This is a genomic window from Psychrobacter sp. MES7-P7E (genome assembly GCF_002863645.1).
Classification (GTDB): Bacteria; Pseudomonadota; Gammaproteobacteria; order Pseudomonadales; family Moraxellaceae; genus Psychrobacter.
Window position 1 is genome coordinate 17,212 of record NZ_PJBU01000083.1, and the last position, 18,430, is coordinate 35,641.

14 protein-coding genes are annotated in these 18,430 nt (G+C 42.8%); 8 read left to right on the plus strand and 6 right to left on the minus strand.

Annotated features, from left to right (window positions below; translation table 11 throughout):
- Positions 1-295 precede the first annotated feature (295 nt).
- Complete coding sequence (locus tag CXF62_RS05915; RefSeq protein WP_057758283.1) at positions 296-781, plus strand: FKBP-type peptidyl-prolyl cis-trans isomerase; 486 nt, start codon at positions 296-298, stop codon at positions 779-781.
- A 506-nt stretch (positions 782-1,287) separates the two neighbouring features.
- Here CXF62_RS05915 and CXF62_RS05920 read toward each other — a convergent pair.
- On the minus strand, positions 1,288-3,498 hold the full coding sequence (locus CXF62_RS05920; RefSeq protein ID WP_102078101.1) for a carboxy terminal-processing peptidase: 2,211 nt from the start codon (positions 3,496-3,498) through the stop codon (positions 1,288-1,290).
- 430 nt (positions 3,499-3,928) lie between these two features.
- Here CXF62_RS05920 and nagZ point away from each other — a divergent pair, with 430 nt between their 5' ends.
- Positions 3,929-5,005, plus strand: a complete 1,077-nt coding sequence (nagZ, locus tag CXF62_RS05925) for a beta-N-acetylhexosaminidase (RefSeq protein ID WP_102093301.1) — start codon at positions 3,929-3,931, stop codon at positions 5,003-5,005.
- A gap of 112 nt (positions 5,006-5,117) precedes the next feature.
- Here nagZ and CXF62_RS05930 read toward each other — a convergent pair whose 3' ends face one another.
- On the minus strand, positions 5,118-6,716 hold the full coding sequence (locus CXF62_RS05930; protein WP_102093303.1) for an OmpA family protein: 1,599 nt from the start codon (positions 6,714-6,716) through the stop codon (positions 5,118-5,120).
- 302 nt (positions 6,717-7,018) lie between these two features.
- Positions 7,019-8,662, minus strand: a complete 1,644-nt coding sequence (locus CXF62_RS05935) for a hypothetical protein (RefSeq protein ID WP_102093304.1) — start codon at positions 8,660-8,662, stop codon at positions 7,019-7,021.
- A gap of 413 nt (positions 8,663-9,075) precedes the next feature.
- On the opposite strand from CXF62_RS05935, the gene CXF62_RS05940 reads away from it, so the two are divergent.
- The 6 genes from CXF62_RS05940 to CXF62_RS05965 all read left to right on the plus strand — a co-directional run bounded on the left by CXF62_RS05940 (position 9,076) and on the right by CXF62_RS05965 (position 14,306).
- The gene (locus CXF62_RS05940) at positions 9,076-9,684 is read left to right on the plus strand and encodes a rhomboid family intramembrane serine protease (RefSeq protein WP_102093305.1); all 609 of its coding nucleotides are present in this window, start codon (positions 9,076-9,078) and stop codon (positions 9,682-9,684) included.
- A 103-nt stretch (positions 9,685-9,787) separates the two neighbouring features.
- Positions 9,788-10,744, plus strand: a complete 957-nt coding sequence (locus CXF62_RS05945) for a metallophosphoesterase (protein WP_102093306.1) — start codon at positions 9,788-9,790, stop codon at positions 10,742-10,744.
- 107 nt (positions 10,745-10,851) lie between these two features.
- The gene (gene purE, locus CXF62_RS05950; RefSeq protein ID WP_082624535.1) at positions 10,852-11,403 is read left to right on the plus strand and encodes a 5-(carboxyamino)imidazole ribonucleotide mutase; all 552 of its coding nucleotides are present in this window, start codon (positions 10,852-10,854) and stop codon (positions 11,401-11,403) included.
- Between the two features lie 197 nt (positions 11,404-11,600).
- A complete protein-coding gene (locus CXF62_RS05955) occupies positions 11,601-12,980 on the plus strand; it encodes a 5-(carboxyamino)imidazole ribonucleotide synthase (RefSeq protein ID WP_102093308.1) in 1,380 nt (459 codons plus the stop codon).
- Entirely contained in the window at positions 12,980-13,429 is a 450-nt protein-coding gene (locus tag CXF62_RS05960) for a YaiI/YqxD family protein (protein ID WP_102093310.1), read from the plus strand. Before CXF62_RS05955 ends, CXF62_RS05960 begins: the two co-directional genes overlap by 1 nt.
- 235 nt (positions 13,430-13,664) lie before the next feature.
- The gene (locus tag CXF62_RS05965) at positions 13,665-14,306 is read left to right on the plus strand and encodes an NAD(P)H-binding protein (protein ID WP_102093312.1); all 642 of its coding nucleotides are present in this window, start codon (positions 13,665-13,667) and stop codon (positions 14,304-14,306) included.
- Between the two features lie 157 nt (positions 14,307-14,463).
- Here the strand turns inward: CXF62_RS05965 and epmA are convergent, their stop codons facing one another.
- The 3 genes from epmA to CXF62_RS05980 all read right to left on the minus strand — a co-directional run bounded on the left by epmA (position 14,464) and on the right by CXF62_RS05980 (position 17,888).
- Positions 14,464-15,492 (minus strand): EF-P lysine aminoacylase EpmA, encoded by a 1,029-nt coding sequence (gene epmA, locus CXF62_RS05970; RefSeq protein ID WP_102093313.1) that lies wholly within the window; start codon positions 15,490-15,492, stop codon positions 14,464-14,466.
- A 50-nt stretch (positions 15,493-15,542) separates the two neighbouring features.
- Positions 15,543-16,652: a 4-phosphoerythronate dehydrogenase gene (locus tag CXF62_RS05975; protein ID WP_102093318.1), complete on the minus strand. Its 1,110-nt coding sequence runs from the start codon at positions 16,650-16,652 to the stop codon at positions 15,543-15,545.
- Between the two features lie 108 nt (positions 16,653-16,760).
- A complete protein-coding gene (locus CXF62_RS05980) occupies positions 16,761-17,888 on the minus strand; it encodes an AI-2E family transporter (protein ID WP_102093315.1) in 1,128 nt (375 codons plus the stop codon).
- Positions 17,889-18,430 lie beyond the last annotated feature (542 nt).

Genomic DNA, 18,430 nt, shown 5'->3' on the forward strand with positions numbered 1-18,430 from the left:
TGCTAGAAGTCCTGCTCTAAAAAAGCAACTCCTAAACCATGAATAGCCAATAGCTATGCATTAACTATAGAAAATAGCAGTTATTATTGTAAATTGTGGCATTAATTGGCATTTTTTATGTTTTTTGCCTTGAAAGTTATGTGGGCCATCTCAATTAAAGATGCTAACTGCTAAAGTTACTTTAATAAACTGATGATAATTGACTAATGACGTGGCCTTTTGGCTTGCAGATTGGCTTTTTTAGGTTTATTGCAACCGTATTTAATTTTTTACATAGATATATTTAGGATATTTTATGACTACTATCGCAAAAGACACTGCCGTCAAATTCAATTACACACTAAAAGACGACGAAGGCAATATCCTTGACCAGTCACCAGAAGGTCAGCCACTTGCTTATCTACATGGTCACAGCAACATTATCCCAGGCCTAGAAGCACAATTAGAAGGTAAGTCTGCTGGCGAAAAAGTTAATGCAGTCGTTGAACCTGCTGATGGCTATGGCGAATACCAAGAGCAAGCAGTACAGCACGTACCACGTGACAACTTCCAAGGCGTTGATGACATTCAGCCTGGTATGCAGTTCCAGTCAGAAGCTGGTGGCCAAGTAATGTTGGTTACTGTGACTGCTGTAAACGATCAAGAAGTGACTGTTGATGCAAACCATCCATTGGCTGGCAAGCGTTTGACATTCGATGTTGAAATCCAAGAAGTACGTGCAGCAACTGAAGACGAACTAAACCATGGCCATGTACATGGTGCAGGTGGCGTTGAGCACTAATCTCTTCTAGAGTGTAGTGAAAATAGTTAGATAATAAGTTATTAAATTTATCATCTAATCTAAAAGGCCAGTAGCCGATAAGGTTACTGGCCTTTTTTTATGCTTATCTCATGGTAAGTTTTGAATTAATATAAATATGCTCAACTTTAATACTATCTATTCAAAGAATCCGCTATAAACATTATTAATATCCAGACGTAACAAAGCCGCATAACGACAAGCGTCATGCGGCTTTTATTACCAACCATCCATGTTAGCGTTACGTGATACCTAATCCCGGGGTATCTCATAACTGACAGGCATCCAGCCTTATCATCCTTAATCAGCAAACTACTTATCCCTAGTGCGATCTTTAAGATACCAATCCCTAGTATCAATGAACCGTTTCGTTCAATCGTGCCGTACAGTTATAGTCGCAGATTGACCCTTCGTTGGTAAGAGGTCTAAACGTCAATCTATGTAAGCATATGCTTACATAGATTACGTAACGCTATAATAACTTCACATTATAGCTTCTCTTCAGGGCTAAGCATTGTCTTAGGTTCTGCACTGAGCATAAGGTAAGCTGCCTCATTGATGAACGCTTCATCCTCTGGCAATTCTGGACGCTCAGCGGCTTTCATACGGCTACGTTCTTCAAATTTTGCGTCCATCGCTGCCTGATAAGTGTTCCAGTTAGAGTACGGACGCTCACCAGTTGCGATAAGGCGCTTGTTTTCTGCTTCTAATGAGCGTTTTTCAATTAGCTGCATTTTAGCTCGGCGGCTATTGATATCTAAACGAACAGGTTTCTTTTCATCATCCATGTTACGAATATCATTTAGTGTCGATAGATAAGTAAACTGCGGGTCTTTTTGTTGGCGAATCTTAGACTGCTGATTGAGTGTCGCCAATGTATCACTGGTAAACTTCCCTTCAGGCTTATACGGCGCCGTTCTGATAGTGTCCCAAGGCAATGCTTTTTTCTGAGCGCGCTCGCCAAAGGTCGCATCGTCATAGATATTGACTAGCTCAACATCTGGTACGACACCTTTATTTTGCGTACTACCGCCAGTGACACGATAAAATTTACGCTGAGTTAAGGTGGCAGAGCCTAAAGCTAAGCTATCGAGCTGAATTTGCGCAGAGCCTTTACCAGTTGTCGTACTACCAACCACTAATCCGCGACCATAGTCTTGAATAGCAGCGGCAAAGATTTCACTGGCTGATGCCGATGCTAAGTTGGTAATAACCGACATTTTGCCATCATACAGCTGCTCGCCGCCATCGTTGTCGCGATATACTTGAATATTGCCGCGATTATCACGAATCTGTACTAGTGGTCCACTCTTGATAAAGAAACCTAGCATCTTGGCAACTTCATCTAATGAGCCACCAGGGTTATTGCGCAAATCAACCACTAGGCCATCGATATTTTGTTTGTTCAACTCTTTTAGCGCTTTTTCAGTATCGATACTGACGCTACGATAGTCTTCACCATTGCGACGCGCACGATAGTTTAAGTAAAAGCTTGGTATCTCAAGTACGCCAATACGCTTTGGTGTCTTATCAATATTAGGACGCTGCACTTCTACTACTCGCTGAGTGACGCCTGACTCTTCTTGCTGGATGATATCACGTACTACCGTGACTGTACGGGCGCTAGCATCCGGCGTGTTAGGTTGACGTAATTTCAGTGTGACCGATGTACCGCGTTTACCACGAATCAAGCTGACAATTTCACGCGTTGACCAACCAACCACGTCCGTCATGGTTTCGCCATCTTTTGCGATACCAACGATTAAATCATTGGGCTTAATCTGACCCGACTTAGCGGCTGGACCACCATCGACCAAAGTCACAATACGAGTATAGTCCGGATTTTTGCGATCTGGACGAATAGAGACACCTATGCCTTCTAACTGAAGGCTAGACTGGATTTGGAGTTCGGTCGCTTGAATCGGTGCATAATAATTACTGTGTGGATCATAAGTGAGCATCGCCGTATTTAAGATGGTTTCCATGATTTCATCATCTTTAAGACGCTTAAACTGCTCTTGTTGACGCGACAAACGATTTTGCAAAATCTCATTTGGTGTACGCTCATCGTTACGTACCAAGTCTTGCCCACGTGTGATATCTGGATTGCTTAAAAATACTTTCTCTTTGGCTTTTTCGTCTTCTTGACCGAGGGTAATGCTCATCAACTGGAACTTTAGCTGACGTTCCCAGTAATCGCGCTGCTCTTTTTTGGTTTTAAAATGGCCGAGTTTTTCGCGATCAAGAATGATTGTGTCGTTACCTGTCAAATCAATGTCTGTTTTGAGCATCTTGGTGGCCATCGCAAAGTACTCATTTGAGCGTTTGCGGTAACGATCAAACACCTCTACCCCTGCAGATAGATCACCTTGTTTTAGGCGAGCACCAAAGTCTTCAGCATGTTTTTTCTTCAGCTCATCGACATCAGATTGCAAAAACAACGTATGGTTTGGGTCAAGGCTATCAATATACATTGATAGGATTTCGCTACCAGTCTTGCTATCTAAAGGCTGATTGAGATAATGACTGCGATCCAGCAAAGCGGCTACTTGACGGGTGGTGACCTTTTGCTCAGGGGTCTGAACGAAGCTTCCTGTATTGGTCTCGGCGACTGCAGTACCGTAGCTTTGGGTCAGGATAATACCGGCAATGCCCACTGACGCTGCACTGAGTAACCACTGTGCTGGTTGTTTTTTCATCATATGTACCTAGTTATTTGAAGTTAATAGTATTGGGTAATTCACCAGAATTAGAAATGCTCAAATCTGTTATGACCTATAAATGCTGTGTTTTTTATTCTTATACTTTATGCATCATTAAATACTGATATATAGTCAAAAATCAATCAATATTATCATGCGCATAAATACTGAACTGTCTCAAACTGTATAAGCAATCTTACACGCTACGTCTATACATACCAAACTTTCTATCACTTTTATCATACATAGCAATTGAGGGCTATCAACATCGATTTGATGACTGAATTTGATGGCTATTAGCAAATTGATTTGACCCCAATAACCTGCCACATTATGCTCAATTAATAATAACTGTCATAATAAGATAGCCATAGATAATCATTCACCCTCATAATATAACCATATATAAAATAATAAGGATCACGCGATGTACGGCGTTTTAATGATAGATATCGATAGTACCGCTTTGACCGCTGAGGATGTCAGCTTGATTAAACAAGCACAGGTCGGTGGAGTAATATTGTTTGGTCGTAACGTCACAGATGCGGCCCAAGTCAGAGCACTATGCGACGATATACGTTATCACAATCAAGACATACTTATCGGTGTGGACCAAGAAGGTGGACGAGTCGCGAGGCTACGTGAAGGCTTCACGCCCCTACCTGCTATGGGACGATTGGGTGAGCTATTCAATCAAGACCCGAGCCAAGCACTTAGCTGCGCCTACGATTGCGGTTATTTAATGGCAGCTGAAGTGCTGGCTGTAGGAATCGATTTGAGCTTTGCACCCGTACTGGATAGAGATGGTATTAGCCAAGTCATTGGTGACCGCAGCTTTCATCATGAGCCACAAGCCATCACTGCGCTTGCAACACAGTTTATGCGTGGAATGAAAGCGGCTGGTATGGCAACCACTGGTAAACACTTCCCCGGTCATGGTGCCATCGCTCCTGACTCGCACGTATCAGAAGCCATCGACACGCGTAGCTTAGATGAAATCATCAATAGCGATATGCAACCTTTTGCTCAAACGCTACATAGTCTGGACGCTCTTATGCCAGCGCATGTGATATTTTCGCAGGTAGACGACAAGCCAGCAGGATTCTCTAAAATTTGGCTACAAGATATCATTCGAGATGAGCTTAAATTTGATGGGGTATTATTCTCTGATGATTTATCGATGGCAGGTGCAAAGGCGGCTGGTGATGTCAGTGCTCGCGTAAAAGCGGCCATTGATGCCGGTTGTGATATTGCCCTCGTATGCAACGACCGTGTGGCTGCTCATGAAGCTGCTAAAGCTGCGCAAGATTTGCCTTACCCTAACCAGCAACGTATCAAAACCATGCGCGGCAATATCCCAACATGGCAAGGCGATCTTGAGTCTACCTGCCAGCAATTTGAATACTGGCAGCAAGCCAAGCAAAATGTTACTCAGACTTTTTTTGATGCCCAAGCTGATGTTCAGACTGCTAAAGAATCGACAGACCCTACGCTGTATAAATAATAGCTTGTTTAATTGTCATTGAGTAGCATGCAAAAAACCGCACCTTTATAAGATGCGGTTTTTGTCATTTAACTACTACTGCGTAGCTATAATCAAAATAAGAACAAATAGATTAATTGGTTGGGTCTACCGCAGTACCTTGGGTAGCATCATCGCCATCTGGTAACAAATCATCGTTGTTACTATCTAATGGGTTCATATCTGGATCTAGCGAATCACTGTTTATCATCATGCCATCATTGGCGCTGACCACTTCGTCATTGACCATAAACTCAATACGGCGATTGCGGAAGCGACCTTGTTCGGTTGAATTATCCGCGATTGGTTCTGATTCGCCCATGCCTTTGGTCGTTAATTTACTGGCATCAACCCCTTTAGACACTAGGTACGCTTTCACTGACTCAGCACGCTCCTGAGACAGCTCCATATTATAGGTATCAGAGGCTTGACTGTCTGTATGACCGACAATCATCAGCTTCATATCAGGTACTTTGTTGATGATTTCTGCAGCACGGTCTAACAGCGCTTTATTGACTTCAGGTATAACCGCTTCATCTACTTGAAAGTTAATCACCTGAATACTCAAAGCGCGAGCAACGTCACGTGGATCTGGGTTATCACCCAGATTGGTCATCGCCACATCTGCAGCAGCCAGACTGTCATCAATCTCGCCTTGTAGGTCTAATGGACCTTCAGCTTGCACGGTCATGGCAGGAGCAGCTGCTTGTAGGTCAGCAACCAACTTGTCCAATGCGGCTTTATCAGGAGCATTGACAGTGATGTTATCGCCTTTGATAATCATACTCGCGTTCGGTACATTTTTGATAATTGGTAATATCGTAGCCAATTGAGCGGATGCTGGCATATCTACTGCAAAGTTATCATCAACGTCAGCACGGCATTTATTGGCTTCGTCACCAAATGCACCAGTCAAAGCATTCATGACATTGGTTTGTAATGTCTCATCACCTACGCTCATACGACAAGCATACAGCTCGCTATTTTCACCAGTTGCGATACTCAGTGATGCAGGCTCAATCGCGCCTGCAACCGCTAATGCCTCATTACTTTGCACCCCTTGCTGCACTGTGGCTGCTGGCGTTGCTACAGGTTCAGGGTTTTCTTGACAGCCTCTGAGTAGTGCCCAAGCCAATGCACCCAAGATAATCAAACCAATAATAGGTAGCAGCGCTTTCATAAAGCTCTCTTTTGGCTCTTCTTCTTTTTGTAGTGGCGCTGTACTGGTCGTATCAGAAATCGGTGTGCCAGCCGTAGTAGAAGTGGCAGCGACTGCACTAGCAGGCAAAACAGTACCCGCCCATGCAGGGATATGGTGTTGGTAGCTGTTCAGGTTGTCATTCAAAAATTGTGGAACGGGCGTGGTACCAGCTAAGCTTTTGATCTCATGAAAAGCCAGTGGCGCTGCCATCGCAATCAAACCACGCGAGGCAGTTGCATCGACATTGTGCTTGCCTGCCAGTTCACGAGAAATTTGGTCGCGGTGTGCCCCTTCTGTCCATACACGGTCATAAAAAGCATTGTCATCACGGGCAATGTTTTCATTGGCAAATCGGCTAAAAGTATCATTGTCTGCAAGACGAGCAGCAAAAATAGCATAAAACTGTTCTAGTAGATTTTTCTTAGCTGGGCTACGGTCATCTTCTAATACGGCTGGGCTGACGGTGCGTGTCAAATGGCTAATAATATCCATAATATGGCTCTCCCCTTAATTTTTATTTATATCATTCGTTTGCTCAAAAAGCAGCTGTATCATTCTTTTGTATTCAATCGTTATAGTATTAGGTAATCATGATGCCGATAAATTCATCAAACTACTTTATTTGGTTTTGATTATTATAAAATTCTTAAGCTGCTATTCACAGTCTGTACGTTGTTGTGCAAATGATACAGTAAGTAATGTTTCGGTTGGCACACGTAACTGTAGCTAAATTACATGAAAAGATAGGCCATATAAAAAGACACGCCATATGACACAGCGTGCCTTATAAAAAACTACCTAACTTGAGCTGGTTCAGCAACGATAACCGTGTTTGCCATCTCATCCACTTCTGAAGGTGAAAAAGGGCCTGGCGGTCTGGTCGTTTGATTATTCGAAGGAAAGTTGTTGGGAATATTACTCGCGCCATTGGTAGGCAGATTGTTGGGCGCGTTATTAAAGCTATTATTGTTAGGCAAAGGAGTTGGTATCACACGATCTCCATTATCATCATCTGATGCTTGGTAATCGCCAGAGTTACTATTTACCCCATTATTGTTGAATTGATCATTAATCCCCGCCCCATCATCTATAAACTGGTTATTTGCATTTGCCATATTGTTCGTAGCATCACCAATATTACTATTATTAGGTAACGGTAATGGTGCTGTACTCTCGACTACCATCGCTGGTACTAAACTTCGTATTTCTGTGACCAGTTTTTGCAGCAGCATATTGTCTGGCGCCTCCAGTGTGAGACGGTCATTTTGCACATGTAAACGCGCAAATGGTGTTGATCGTAGCATCGTCAAGACATTGGGCAGTGTCTCCGCAGGCATATTAGCGATTGTGGTTGTTACCCCGTCCTGTATGTTCAATTCACAAATACTTGCCTGCTCACCAAAGCTTGTATTAAGCGCCTGTTGCAACGTGCTTTGTAGCGCAGCATCGCCAACGGTCGCACTACAAGTGTACAAGTTACCGCCGTTGTCTACACCGACAATAAGCTCAACAGGAGTCGTTGTTGGTACAGGAGTCACGTGTGCTGGCGGTGGTTCAACAGGTACCGTGGCCACAGGTTCTACTGGTATTTCATTATTGGGTTTCACTAATAATGCCCATGCTGCTAGTGCAAGCGCAGCTAGGGCTACTATTAATAGAAACACACGTATTAGCAGATCGTTTCGTTGATTACGAGTACGCACCTGCGCACGCTTTAAGTTACTGTTTTCTGCCAGATGATAGGCTGCTGGATTGGCATGAATAGCATCACTATTGGCAATCGTATTGTCATCTAACGCTTCAGTGTTTGCGCGCTCAGCAGTTGATATTTGCTCTATACTTTCTGCATCAGTGTTCGTTATTGGTGTGTCTATGCCAGCTATGCCAGTATCTAAAGTAGCGTCATCAAGTCTATTCGATATGTCGTCACTTACTGGCACATGTACTGGTACATAGTCATCATCTGAACCAAAGCTTGTTTGTATTTGCTGACCAACGCCTTGAGTAGCAGTAATCACAGTGGCTGCCCAGATAGGCAAACATGGTCGTAAAGCAGCCTGTTTGTCTTGTAGAAATGCTGGCAAAAACTGTCCATTGGCCAATACTTTTAGCTCACGATATGCCAACGGGGTAGCACTAATCAGTAGTTGCTCAGTTGTCTGCTCATCAATGTGATGGGTGGCTGACAACTCTTGGATGATCGTCTCTTGTAGGATTTTATCTTGCCATATTTGTTCAAATAGAGGGCTTTCATTGTTGCTGCTAGTCATTACTTGATCAGTACGCAGCAGCTGTGAGTAAATTTGTGGCACAGCTAGGCGCGCGGCCAAAATAGCATAAAATTGCTCAAGTAGATTGACATAGGCGACATTATTGCTGTCATCATTACCCATTACAGCTGGGGTTACCGTTTGTTCTAGCTGGTCAATAATGTTCATAATCCACTGCCTCTATCAGCCTTATTTGAATGTGCAAAATCAAGCACTTATTTTATTTTAGTCCATGTCACTTGTGTATTTTGCTTCTTTGTCTAAAAGATTAATCTCAGCGCGGATGAATGAACACTACTCTCGTCTTTAACCTTGCTTTAAAAGTTTCACTTATGTTGCATGGTACACTGCTACATTATTCACTATAACCGCATAAAAAAGCATCGTTTTGTCACACAATAGGTATTCGCGTTATCGCAACTACTGTTAGTATTGTTTTATTACTCTATGAATAGCTTAGATTTATTATTAGTACGTTAATTATCGGTCATATTTAGTTTTCATTCAGCCTTAGCGCTTAGGTTTTGAACACTGTCATTTATCGCATTGTCACACATCAGGCGCGGCCTAAGGATTATCCTTTGTTAAACCATACGACGCTTATTATCATTATTACCGTTATTGTCAGCTTATTGGCTTGGCAAAACAAGACGCTATTTAATCGATTGATTTTTTATCCGCCAGCAGTCAACAATGGGCAATGGGATCGCTTTGTGACCCACGGCTTTATCCATGCTGATAGTATGCATTTGCTCTTCAACATGTTTACTTTGTATTTCTTTGGGCGTGCTATTGAAGGACTATATCAGCCGTTTTTATTCGGCTACGGTTTTGTGGTCTTTTATGTGTTGGCAATTATCGTTGCCATGATTCCAAGTTACGTGAAAAATAAGAACAACGCCAGTTATTTGAGTTTAGGCGCATCAGGCGGTGTATCGGCTGTGCTATTTGCTTTTATTCTGTTAGCACCATGGGAGAGAATTTACCTCTTTGCCGTAATTCCTATTCCTGCGATACTATTTGCCGTGGCTTATACATTTTATAGTATCTATGCTGATCGACGCGGCGGCTCAAATATCAATCACATGGCTCATATGTGGGGCGGCGCATTTGGCGTTATCGCTACGATTGTTTTGGAACCAAAAGTACTACCGCACTTTATCAATGCGTTGCTATCACCAGGATTTTAGACATTTCTACGTATAGTAAAGCTATCACTTTAAAGACGGTTATACTCTATAAATACTATTTTGCGCAGGGTACACTTCTACATTTGAGATTTAGTAATACATTATGATTATAGATATTATCGGTGATATACATGGTTATGCAGACAAACTGATCGGTCTGCTGCATCAGTTGGGCTATGAGCATAACGGTCAGCATTTCGTGCCACCAACAGGTCATAAGGCTTTGTTCATTGGTGATTTGATCGATCGTGGTTCGCAGCAATTAGCCACGTTAGAGATTGTCTTTGCAATGCTAGATGCCGATGTAGCCGATGCAGTGATGGGCAACCATGAATATAATGCATTGGCATATGCCACGCGCGATCCCGATAATACTAGCCAGTATTTACGCTCGCACAACGACATCCACAGACGCCAACACGAGGCGTTTTTAGCAGAGATACCATTTGGCTCAGAGCAACATGAGTACTGGTTGCAGCGTTTATACGAAATTCCATTATGGATTGAGACCGACTACGCCTGTTTTGTACATGCTTGCTGGGATACAGATAGCATGGCAATACTAAAACCCCTTCTGACTGACGATAACTGTCTGACTCCAGCAGGTTTAATCGCGACGGCTAAAGAAGATACCATCGCCTTTGACGCTTTAGAGCGAGTACTAAAAGGGGTTGAAACAAGCTTACCTGATGGCATTGTGATGGTAGATAAAGAAGGTACTGAGCGTACACGAGTACGAGTACGCTGGTGGCTAGATGAGTTAAATACACGCACACTTCGTGAAGTGTCTCGTGCTCCATCGTCCGCATTGGCACAGATACCGCCTGATGCGTTGGCTGAAAATATTGAATTTGCGCTAAAAACTCATAAACCTATATTTGTCGGGCACTATTGGCTCACTGGCACCCCTGAGCCACTCAGTCCACAAGTTGCCTGTACCGACTACTCTGCAGCAGTAGACAGTGGTTATCTAACATGCTATCAACTGGATACCGAAAAACCATTACCATTGACGGTCAATCACTTTGTTCAGCATTATCACGATGAAAAACATATATAAAATCGTGATATCACTGCAATTAGCGCCATACCAGTATTAAAAGTCAAACTTGGCTTTACGAGTGTAGCAAAATTTTTGTATGATGGTCTTTTTGAGGATATCCAATCATGAGCACCACGAATACTGCTGCTAACCAGAACGGTCCAATCACCTCCCCTGCTGGTCAGCCAAAAGTCGGCATTATCATGGGTTCGCAGTCTGACTGGGCAACTATGAGTGCTGCTGCGCAATTGCTTGCAGACTTTGACATTGCTTTTGATTGTGAAGTTGTCTCTGCACACCGTACGCCTGATAGATTATTTGATTATGCCAAAAGCGCAAAAGACAATGGTCTACAAGTGATCATTGCTGGTGCAGGCGGTGCCGCTCATCTGCCGGGTATGTGTGCCAGTCAAACACCGCTACCTGTCTTTGGTGTCCCCGTAAAATCATCTATGCTGAGCGGTTGGGATAGCCTACTGTCTATCGTACAAATGCCAAAAGGCGTCGCTGTTGGTACTTTGGCGATTGGTGCTGCTGGTGCTTATAACGCCGCCCTACTTGCAATTCAAGTACTGGCATTGCATGATGATACGATTGCTACTAAGCTCGATCAGATGCGCCAGTCTCAGACTGAGACCATTCTCGCCAGCCCAACACCAGGTATTATCAATCCTTAGGTAGATATAAGTCGATCGGCTTTTATAGCAGCGTCTTTTATATTGATAGCCTAACGATTAAAGTTATCAATATATATTTTTAAGCAATTCCGAGTAGAGATAAGGTGCATACAGTGCACCTTTTCCTATTTTCACCCATTGAGTTTTAGATTTTAATAGACCAAACATCTTATTCACCTTTATTCAAAGAGCCTGCCATGACTACAGCAAACGCTTATCCTGTTACCCAAACCATTCGTACCATCGGTATTTTAGGCGGTGGTCAGCTTGGTATGATGCTTGCCGAAGCCGCCATGCCACTGGGTTACCAATGCGTATTCTTAGAAGACAATCCAGAATGCCCTGCCAGCTTATACGGTCGTGTCTTTCATAGCGATCAATTAGAAGACTTTATCGCAGCAGCGGACGTCTTTACGTTAGAGTTTGAAAACACGCCAACGTCTACTGTTGAGCAACTGGTTAGCTTGTCAAAATCTGGTAGCAAGCAAGGCATGTTCCCACCGCTGATTGCGCTTGATATCGCCCAAGATCGTCTAAAAGAAAAGCAGATGTTCAACACGCTTGATATTGCAACCGTGCCATTTATGGAAGTCAATTCTGAAGCTGAGCTCAAGCACGCTTGTAAAGAATTAGGACTGCCTATCGTTCTAAAAACCAGCCGAGGTGGTTACGATGGCAAAGGACAGTTCGTTATCAAGCAAGACAGTGATATTAAAACTGCTTGGCTAGATTTAAAAGACGCAGTCAGCGGTAAAGGCTCACTTACGCCAACACCTGCGCCGTTAATTGCTGAAGGTTTTATTAACTTTAGCCGTGAAGTGTCTATCATTGCAGCAAGAGCGCAAAATGGTCAGGTACGCTGTTACGATTTGGTCGAAAACCATCATCACAACGGTATATTAGCCAAAACTCAAGCACCTGCTGTTGGTACGAGTCACCTGTTCCAGCAAGCAACAGATGCTATCACTAAAGTCATGAACCATTTGGATTATGTCGGTGTTATGGCGCTTGAATTATTCGTCACCAAAGATGCTCGCGGTCATAATGCGATATTGGCGAATGAGATCGCACCACGGGTACACAACTCTGGACACTGGAGTATCGAAGGCGCTATTACCAGTCAGTTTGAGAATCATATCCGTGCCGTGGTTAATTTACCATTAGGCGATACAGATAACGTGCATCCTGCGATTATGGTAAATGTGCTGGGTCAATATCCTGATATCAGTGCAGTGCTAAATATCGATGGCGCTCATTATCATAGCTATCATAAGGCTGAGCGTGACGATCGTAAGATTGCTCATATCACCTTGATGCCTAATGACGTGACTGATTTAGAGCCTGCTATGGCAAAATTGGTTGCTATCTTGCCAAACAAGGTTGGTCTAGATAAAGAGTATACAAGCTTGGATACTCAGCCTAGTAAAGCAGACGTCGATACTAAGAGTAATGCTAAAAACAGTGTTCAGAACAGTATTCAAAATGATGCCACAGCTGATGAACTAGACAATAAAGACAGCCAAGCAGGCAGCCTGACTGCTACTCCTTCAGCAAAAACTGAGAAGGCCAAAAAATAATGCAGATATGGGTGGATGCAGATTCGGTACCATTGATTGCCAAAGACTTGATTATTAAAACGGCTGAACGTACCAAGACCATGGCTATATTTGTGGCCAATCAGCCGATCAAGCTACGCAAGTCGCCCTTACTTGTTATGACTGTCGTGCCCTCAGGGTTCGACAAAGCGGATGATTATATCGTCGAGCAGATACAAGCTGGTGACTTGGCTATCACTAGCGATATCCCATTGGCCAATGATATTTTGGATAAAGGTGGTATGGTATTGACGACGCGCGGCGTAGTCTACGATAAGAACAACATCAAGCAAAAGCTCAATATGCGCGACTTTATGGATACTATGCGCGGTACTGGCGTCCTAGAGTTACAGGAGATGAGCGGTCAGAAACCCTACGGCGATCGAGATAAAAAAGCCTTCGCCGACGGGCTTAATCGCTTGGTTCGTTAGTGCTTTTTATCGTTTTATCTGACGCCTACCCATCCTGTCTTCTATTAAATAACATTATCTAGCCAACGTTTGCTTCCTTGCAAACTGTATACACTCTATAACCAAACACTATTCAATCAGCACGCTTTATAACGAAGCATGCTACCTATCTTTGTTACTCTATATTCGGTTTTTAAGATAAACAAACTTACTGAATAATTCAAACAATAGCATTTAAATAAGAATAGGAATGATTATGAAAATTTTAGTCGTTGGTGCAAGTGGTCGAGTGGGCGGAGATTTGGTTAAGCAATTATTGGCTGATGACCATCAAGTTATTGGCACGACTCGTCAGAAAGAAAAACTATTTGATAATGACAATTATACCCAGCTAGATTTAGACATTACAGCCAGTAAAGAGTCTATTGAAAAACAACTGGATCAGGACATTGAGGCTGTTTACTTTGTTGCAGGGTCTGGTGGTAAAAACGTCTTAGAAGTTGATTTGCATGGTGCTGTAAAAACGATGCAAGCGGCACAAGATAAAGGCATTAAACGTTATATTATGCTGAGCTCAGTCTTCTCATTAGAAACTGATAAATGGGATGAAAACCCAGGTATTGCGGACCTAAAAGAATACTACATCTCTAAACACTACGCCGATCACTGGTTAGTGAATAACAGCTCGCTTGATTACACTATCGTACAGCCAGGCGCACTAAAAGAACGTGCTGGTACAGGCAAAATCACTATTAATGATACAAGTTCTGGTGAGAATGCCATCGAAGATGTAGCGACAACGCTAGCCGCGGTGCTAACCGCAGATAACACGATAGGCAAAGTCTTCAATCTACAAAATGGTGATATCGATATCAATGAAGCAGTTGCTACGGTATAAATAAATTTAGTATTAGCAAAATTGGTTGTAGACGCTAGATTTTAAAAGCAGCCAATACAAAAGGTCGTTATCGAGTCGCCAATATCTAATTGGTAAATCGGCAACGACCTTTTTATTATGTATTTAGATTACAGCTAATCTAAAGATGCTCATTCAATTATGCTTGCCCACTGGGAAAAGGGATGACTTCTTCTAAGCTACTTGCACCTGTTAAAACCATTAGCAATCTATCCATACCAACTGCGATACCGCTACATGGCATCAAATCATTGGATGCGGCTAATAGATGCTCATCAATTGGCATTTGAGGTAGGTTATGACGCGCACGTAATTGATTGTCTTGTGCAAAACGGTCGCGCAGTGCTTGACCATCTGCTAATTCATCATAAGCATTGGCGATCTCAACGCCATTAATATACAGCTCAAAACGTTTCGCAATTTTATTACCGTCTTTATCCATAGCGGTTTTCGCTAACGCAGCGGTCGCAGGTGGATACTCTATAATTAATGTCGGTAAATCATGACCTAGGTTTGGCTCTACGGCATGACTGAATAACAAATCCAACCAGCTCTGACGACGGTTTTCTTCGCTATCATCAGCATTATTAAAATCAAATCCGGTCAAACCCATATCTTCTGCCACGGCTTGCAATGCAGTTAAACTCGCTGTCAACGGATGTATGCCCACAAAGTCCATAAAGGCATCGACATAGCGATAATGACTCATCACAATTGAATGACCATAGAGCGTCTCCAACAACTCATTAAGCTCAGTTGCCATCTTGTCCAGACTATAATTAGGTTGATACCATTCAAGCATCGTAAATTCAATATTATGACGCGTGCCTATTTCGTTATTACGAAAGACAGGACAAATTTGATAAATAGGTACTTGCCAGCTTGCTAATAAACGCTTCATCGCAAACTCAGGCGAGGTATGCAAATAATAAGTGCGTGGACGGTCTTGATAGGTCACATGAGCTGCTACAGACTGCAAAAAAGTGTCTGTATTGCCTGCTTGGGATAATAGCGGTGTTTGCACTTCTAGCACTTGTCGACTGGTAAAAAACTGACGAATATTGCTGACGAATTGCGCGCGCTGTTGTGCCATCGCAAGTGTCATGGTTGGTGCGTAGCTAGGCTTAGAAGTAATAGGGTGCGAAGAAATGTTGTTTGCTTGAGTCATTGGGCTCTACTGTGACTGATGAATAATTGGTTGCTCAGTATCTTATTTAATTAAAACTGCCACTCACGGCGCAGGTGGTAATCACGTCTCAAACCGTCGAAGTCAGCACCGTTTACTTGCCCATCAACTGCTTTATTTCGCAACGAGGTATCATCCTGCATGATGTCATAAAACTTTGGCAGTCTGTCTGGATATGATTTTAATTCAGACCATAAGAACATATTTAGCGGTAGCAGATTGGACATAGATTGAGCTGGAGGTATCGATAATTTTTCGCACAGTGCATCATAAATGATTTGTGTGCCACGCAGCTTACCTTCTAGCGTATAGCCAGCGATATGCGGTGTGGCAATAGCAAGTTTAGATAGTAAGCTTGCTGCGACTTCTGGCTCATGCTCAAACACATCTAGCACCACTTGACGGCCAGTACACTCAATATCTGCTTCAAGCGCGCTTTCCTCAATCACAGGCCCGCGCGCACTATTAATCAATATCGTATCGGCAGGCATCATTGCCAATGCAGCTGCATTAATCAGATGACGTGTTGGGTAATCACTACCTTTAGGATTCGTCGCATTCTTCTCATTAGTCAAAGGCACATGCAGACTAACTACGTCACTTTGGCTAAGTACCTGCTCCAAGCTAGCATTGTTAGTTTTAGAGGCTGGCAACAGGGGATCATAACCTAGCACCTGCCAACCCAGATCATAGGCATATTGAGCAAGTGTACTGCCGATATTGCCAAGGCCAATGATACCTAAGGTTAATGACGCCGACTGCTGCCAATATTGCGGACACAAAGTAAAAACAGCCGTCAACACATACTGAGCCACAGAATGCTTGCTACAACCAGCCGCATTGGCAAAAGTGATATTGCGAGACGCTAGATAATCTTGATCTACATGGTCGGTACCAATAGTCGCAGACCCAACAAACTGCACGCTGTTATTGTCAGCCAATAGCGCTTCATTTACTTTCGTCACAGAGCGTATCAGCAGCACATCTGGCTGTACTTCGGTAAGTAGCGCTGCATCAATATCTCGACCAGCGACAGTAATAATCTCAACCGTATGCTCAGTCAGCTGACCAAGCGTAGAATCATTAAAAAAATCATTCAGACTGGCGATGTTGCTGTCCGCTAAAATAGTGATATTTTTAATTGTACTTAACTTATCGATTTTATTATTCGTCAACTCTGCCATATTCTCATTTGTCATTATTCATCGTCTCTATCGATAATTTTTTACATCGTATTTGCTAGCGACTCATTATTCCGGTCCATGCACAGGATCTATCGCACGAGAGTCAGAAAGCATCACCTCTTGCTGAGCAAATATCTCATTCTTATGCTGCGATATCCACTCGCGCCATACTGCAAGCCCGATAGCCAATACGACAGGCCCAATAAACAAACCAACAAAACCAAACGCTGTTAGACCACCTAATACACCAATAAAAATAATGATAAAAGGGATTTTGGTCGCGCCGCTAATGACGATAGGACGAATCAAATTATCCACCCAGCTAATTACCAGTACACCCCATAGTGCCAATCCAATACCCTCTGCAGTATGTCCTTGGCTCAACAGCCAAATCGATACCCCGCCCCAAACGAATGGCGTGCCAAACGGAATCAAGGCAATAATAAAAGTAACAATGGTCAATAAAATAGGACTTGGTGCACCAGCGAAGTAATAGCCGATACCTGCCAGTGTCGCCTGTGCCAACGCTGTTAAACCAATACCGTAGACTACGGCACGTGTGGTTGTACCTACAGAATCGATGTAACCGTCGATGCGATTGCCGATGATGTTACGCAGCGCTTGACGAATCTGCCGAACCAGACTGGTGCCATCTCGGTAAAAGAAGAAGAGCGTCATTAATGCCATACCGAGTTTAGCTAAACTACTGAACACCACATCAAAGGCTATTTTGCCATAATATAAATGCGACTGAACCCAAATGCGAAAAGCTTCTAGCGTTCCTTCTGGGTTTTTATTGATACGCCACAGTACGTCTTTGACTTGCTGACCGATGATAGGCAAATCTTTGAGGGAGTCAGGCACATCTAAGTAACCTACCTTGATACGGTAAATCAAATTACTGATTAAACTTAAAGCTTCTTGCTGCAAGATAAACACACCGATAACCACTGGCACACCAATTATCAGTGAAATACTCACCGTCATAATAGCGGCGCTAAAGTCTGGGCTTAGCTTTACCTTTTCATGGAAGAAATTATAAATAGGAAAGGTCACATAGGCCAAAATCGCTGCCCACAGCGCTGGCACAATAAAAAATTGCACCACTTGAAAACACAATACGAACAGTACCACTAGCAACGTAATTGCCAATAAGCGCTGAATAATAAATTCTTTTGTCCAGTTTTCAATCATAGCGTATAAACCAAAAGCGGACAGCAAACGATAGTTTTGCTGGCGAGTTTATAAATGTGTGATGAATATCAGCTCTTAGACACTGTCTGTAAGCCATATCCATTAGCGAGAATTGCGAATCATACAAAAAAGCATTGGGTCGGACTTATGAAATCATATAACGATTAAGTAATATGGCAATTAAATAGTATGACGATTAAATAGTATGAATGTGCCCAGTTCCATACCGCGAATTCAAAGCCCTTTCTCATTATAGATAAAATAATAAAAATGCGGTTAGCACGCTTTATTATGCAATAAAGCATGTGAATTATATAACGCGTTGTTGTAATCTTTACTTACAACTTTGTCTATGCAAGCTTACTAGATGGCGACGATAATGACTAGCGCATAATGCATGAATTTAGTGTGTAAAAATGATGTATTGAAAACTGCTTTTATGTTCAGCTTTTAAACTGTTATCTTATAAGGGAATCCACTGGTGCGTTCTATTTGTCGCGACAATTGATGTTATACTAAAGCAATTATTTTAAGCTTTTCAG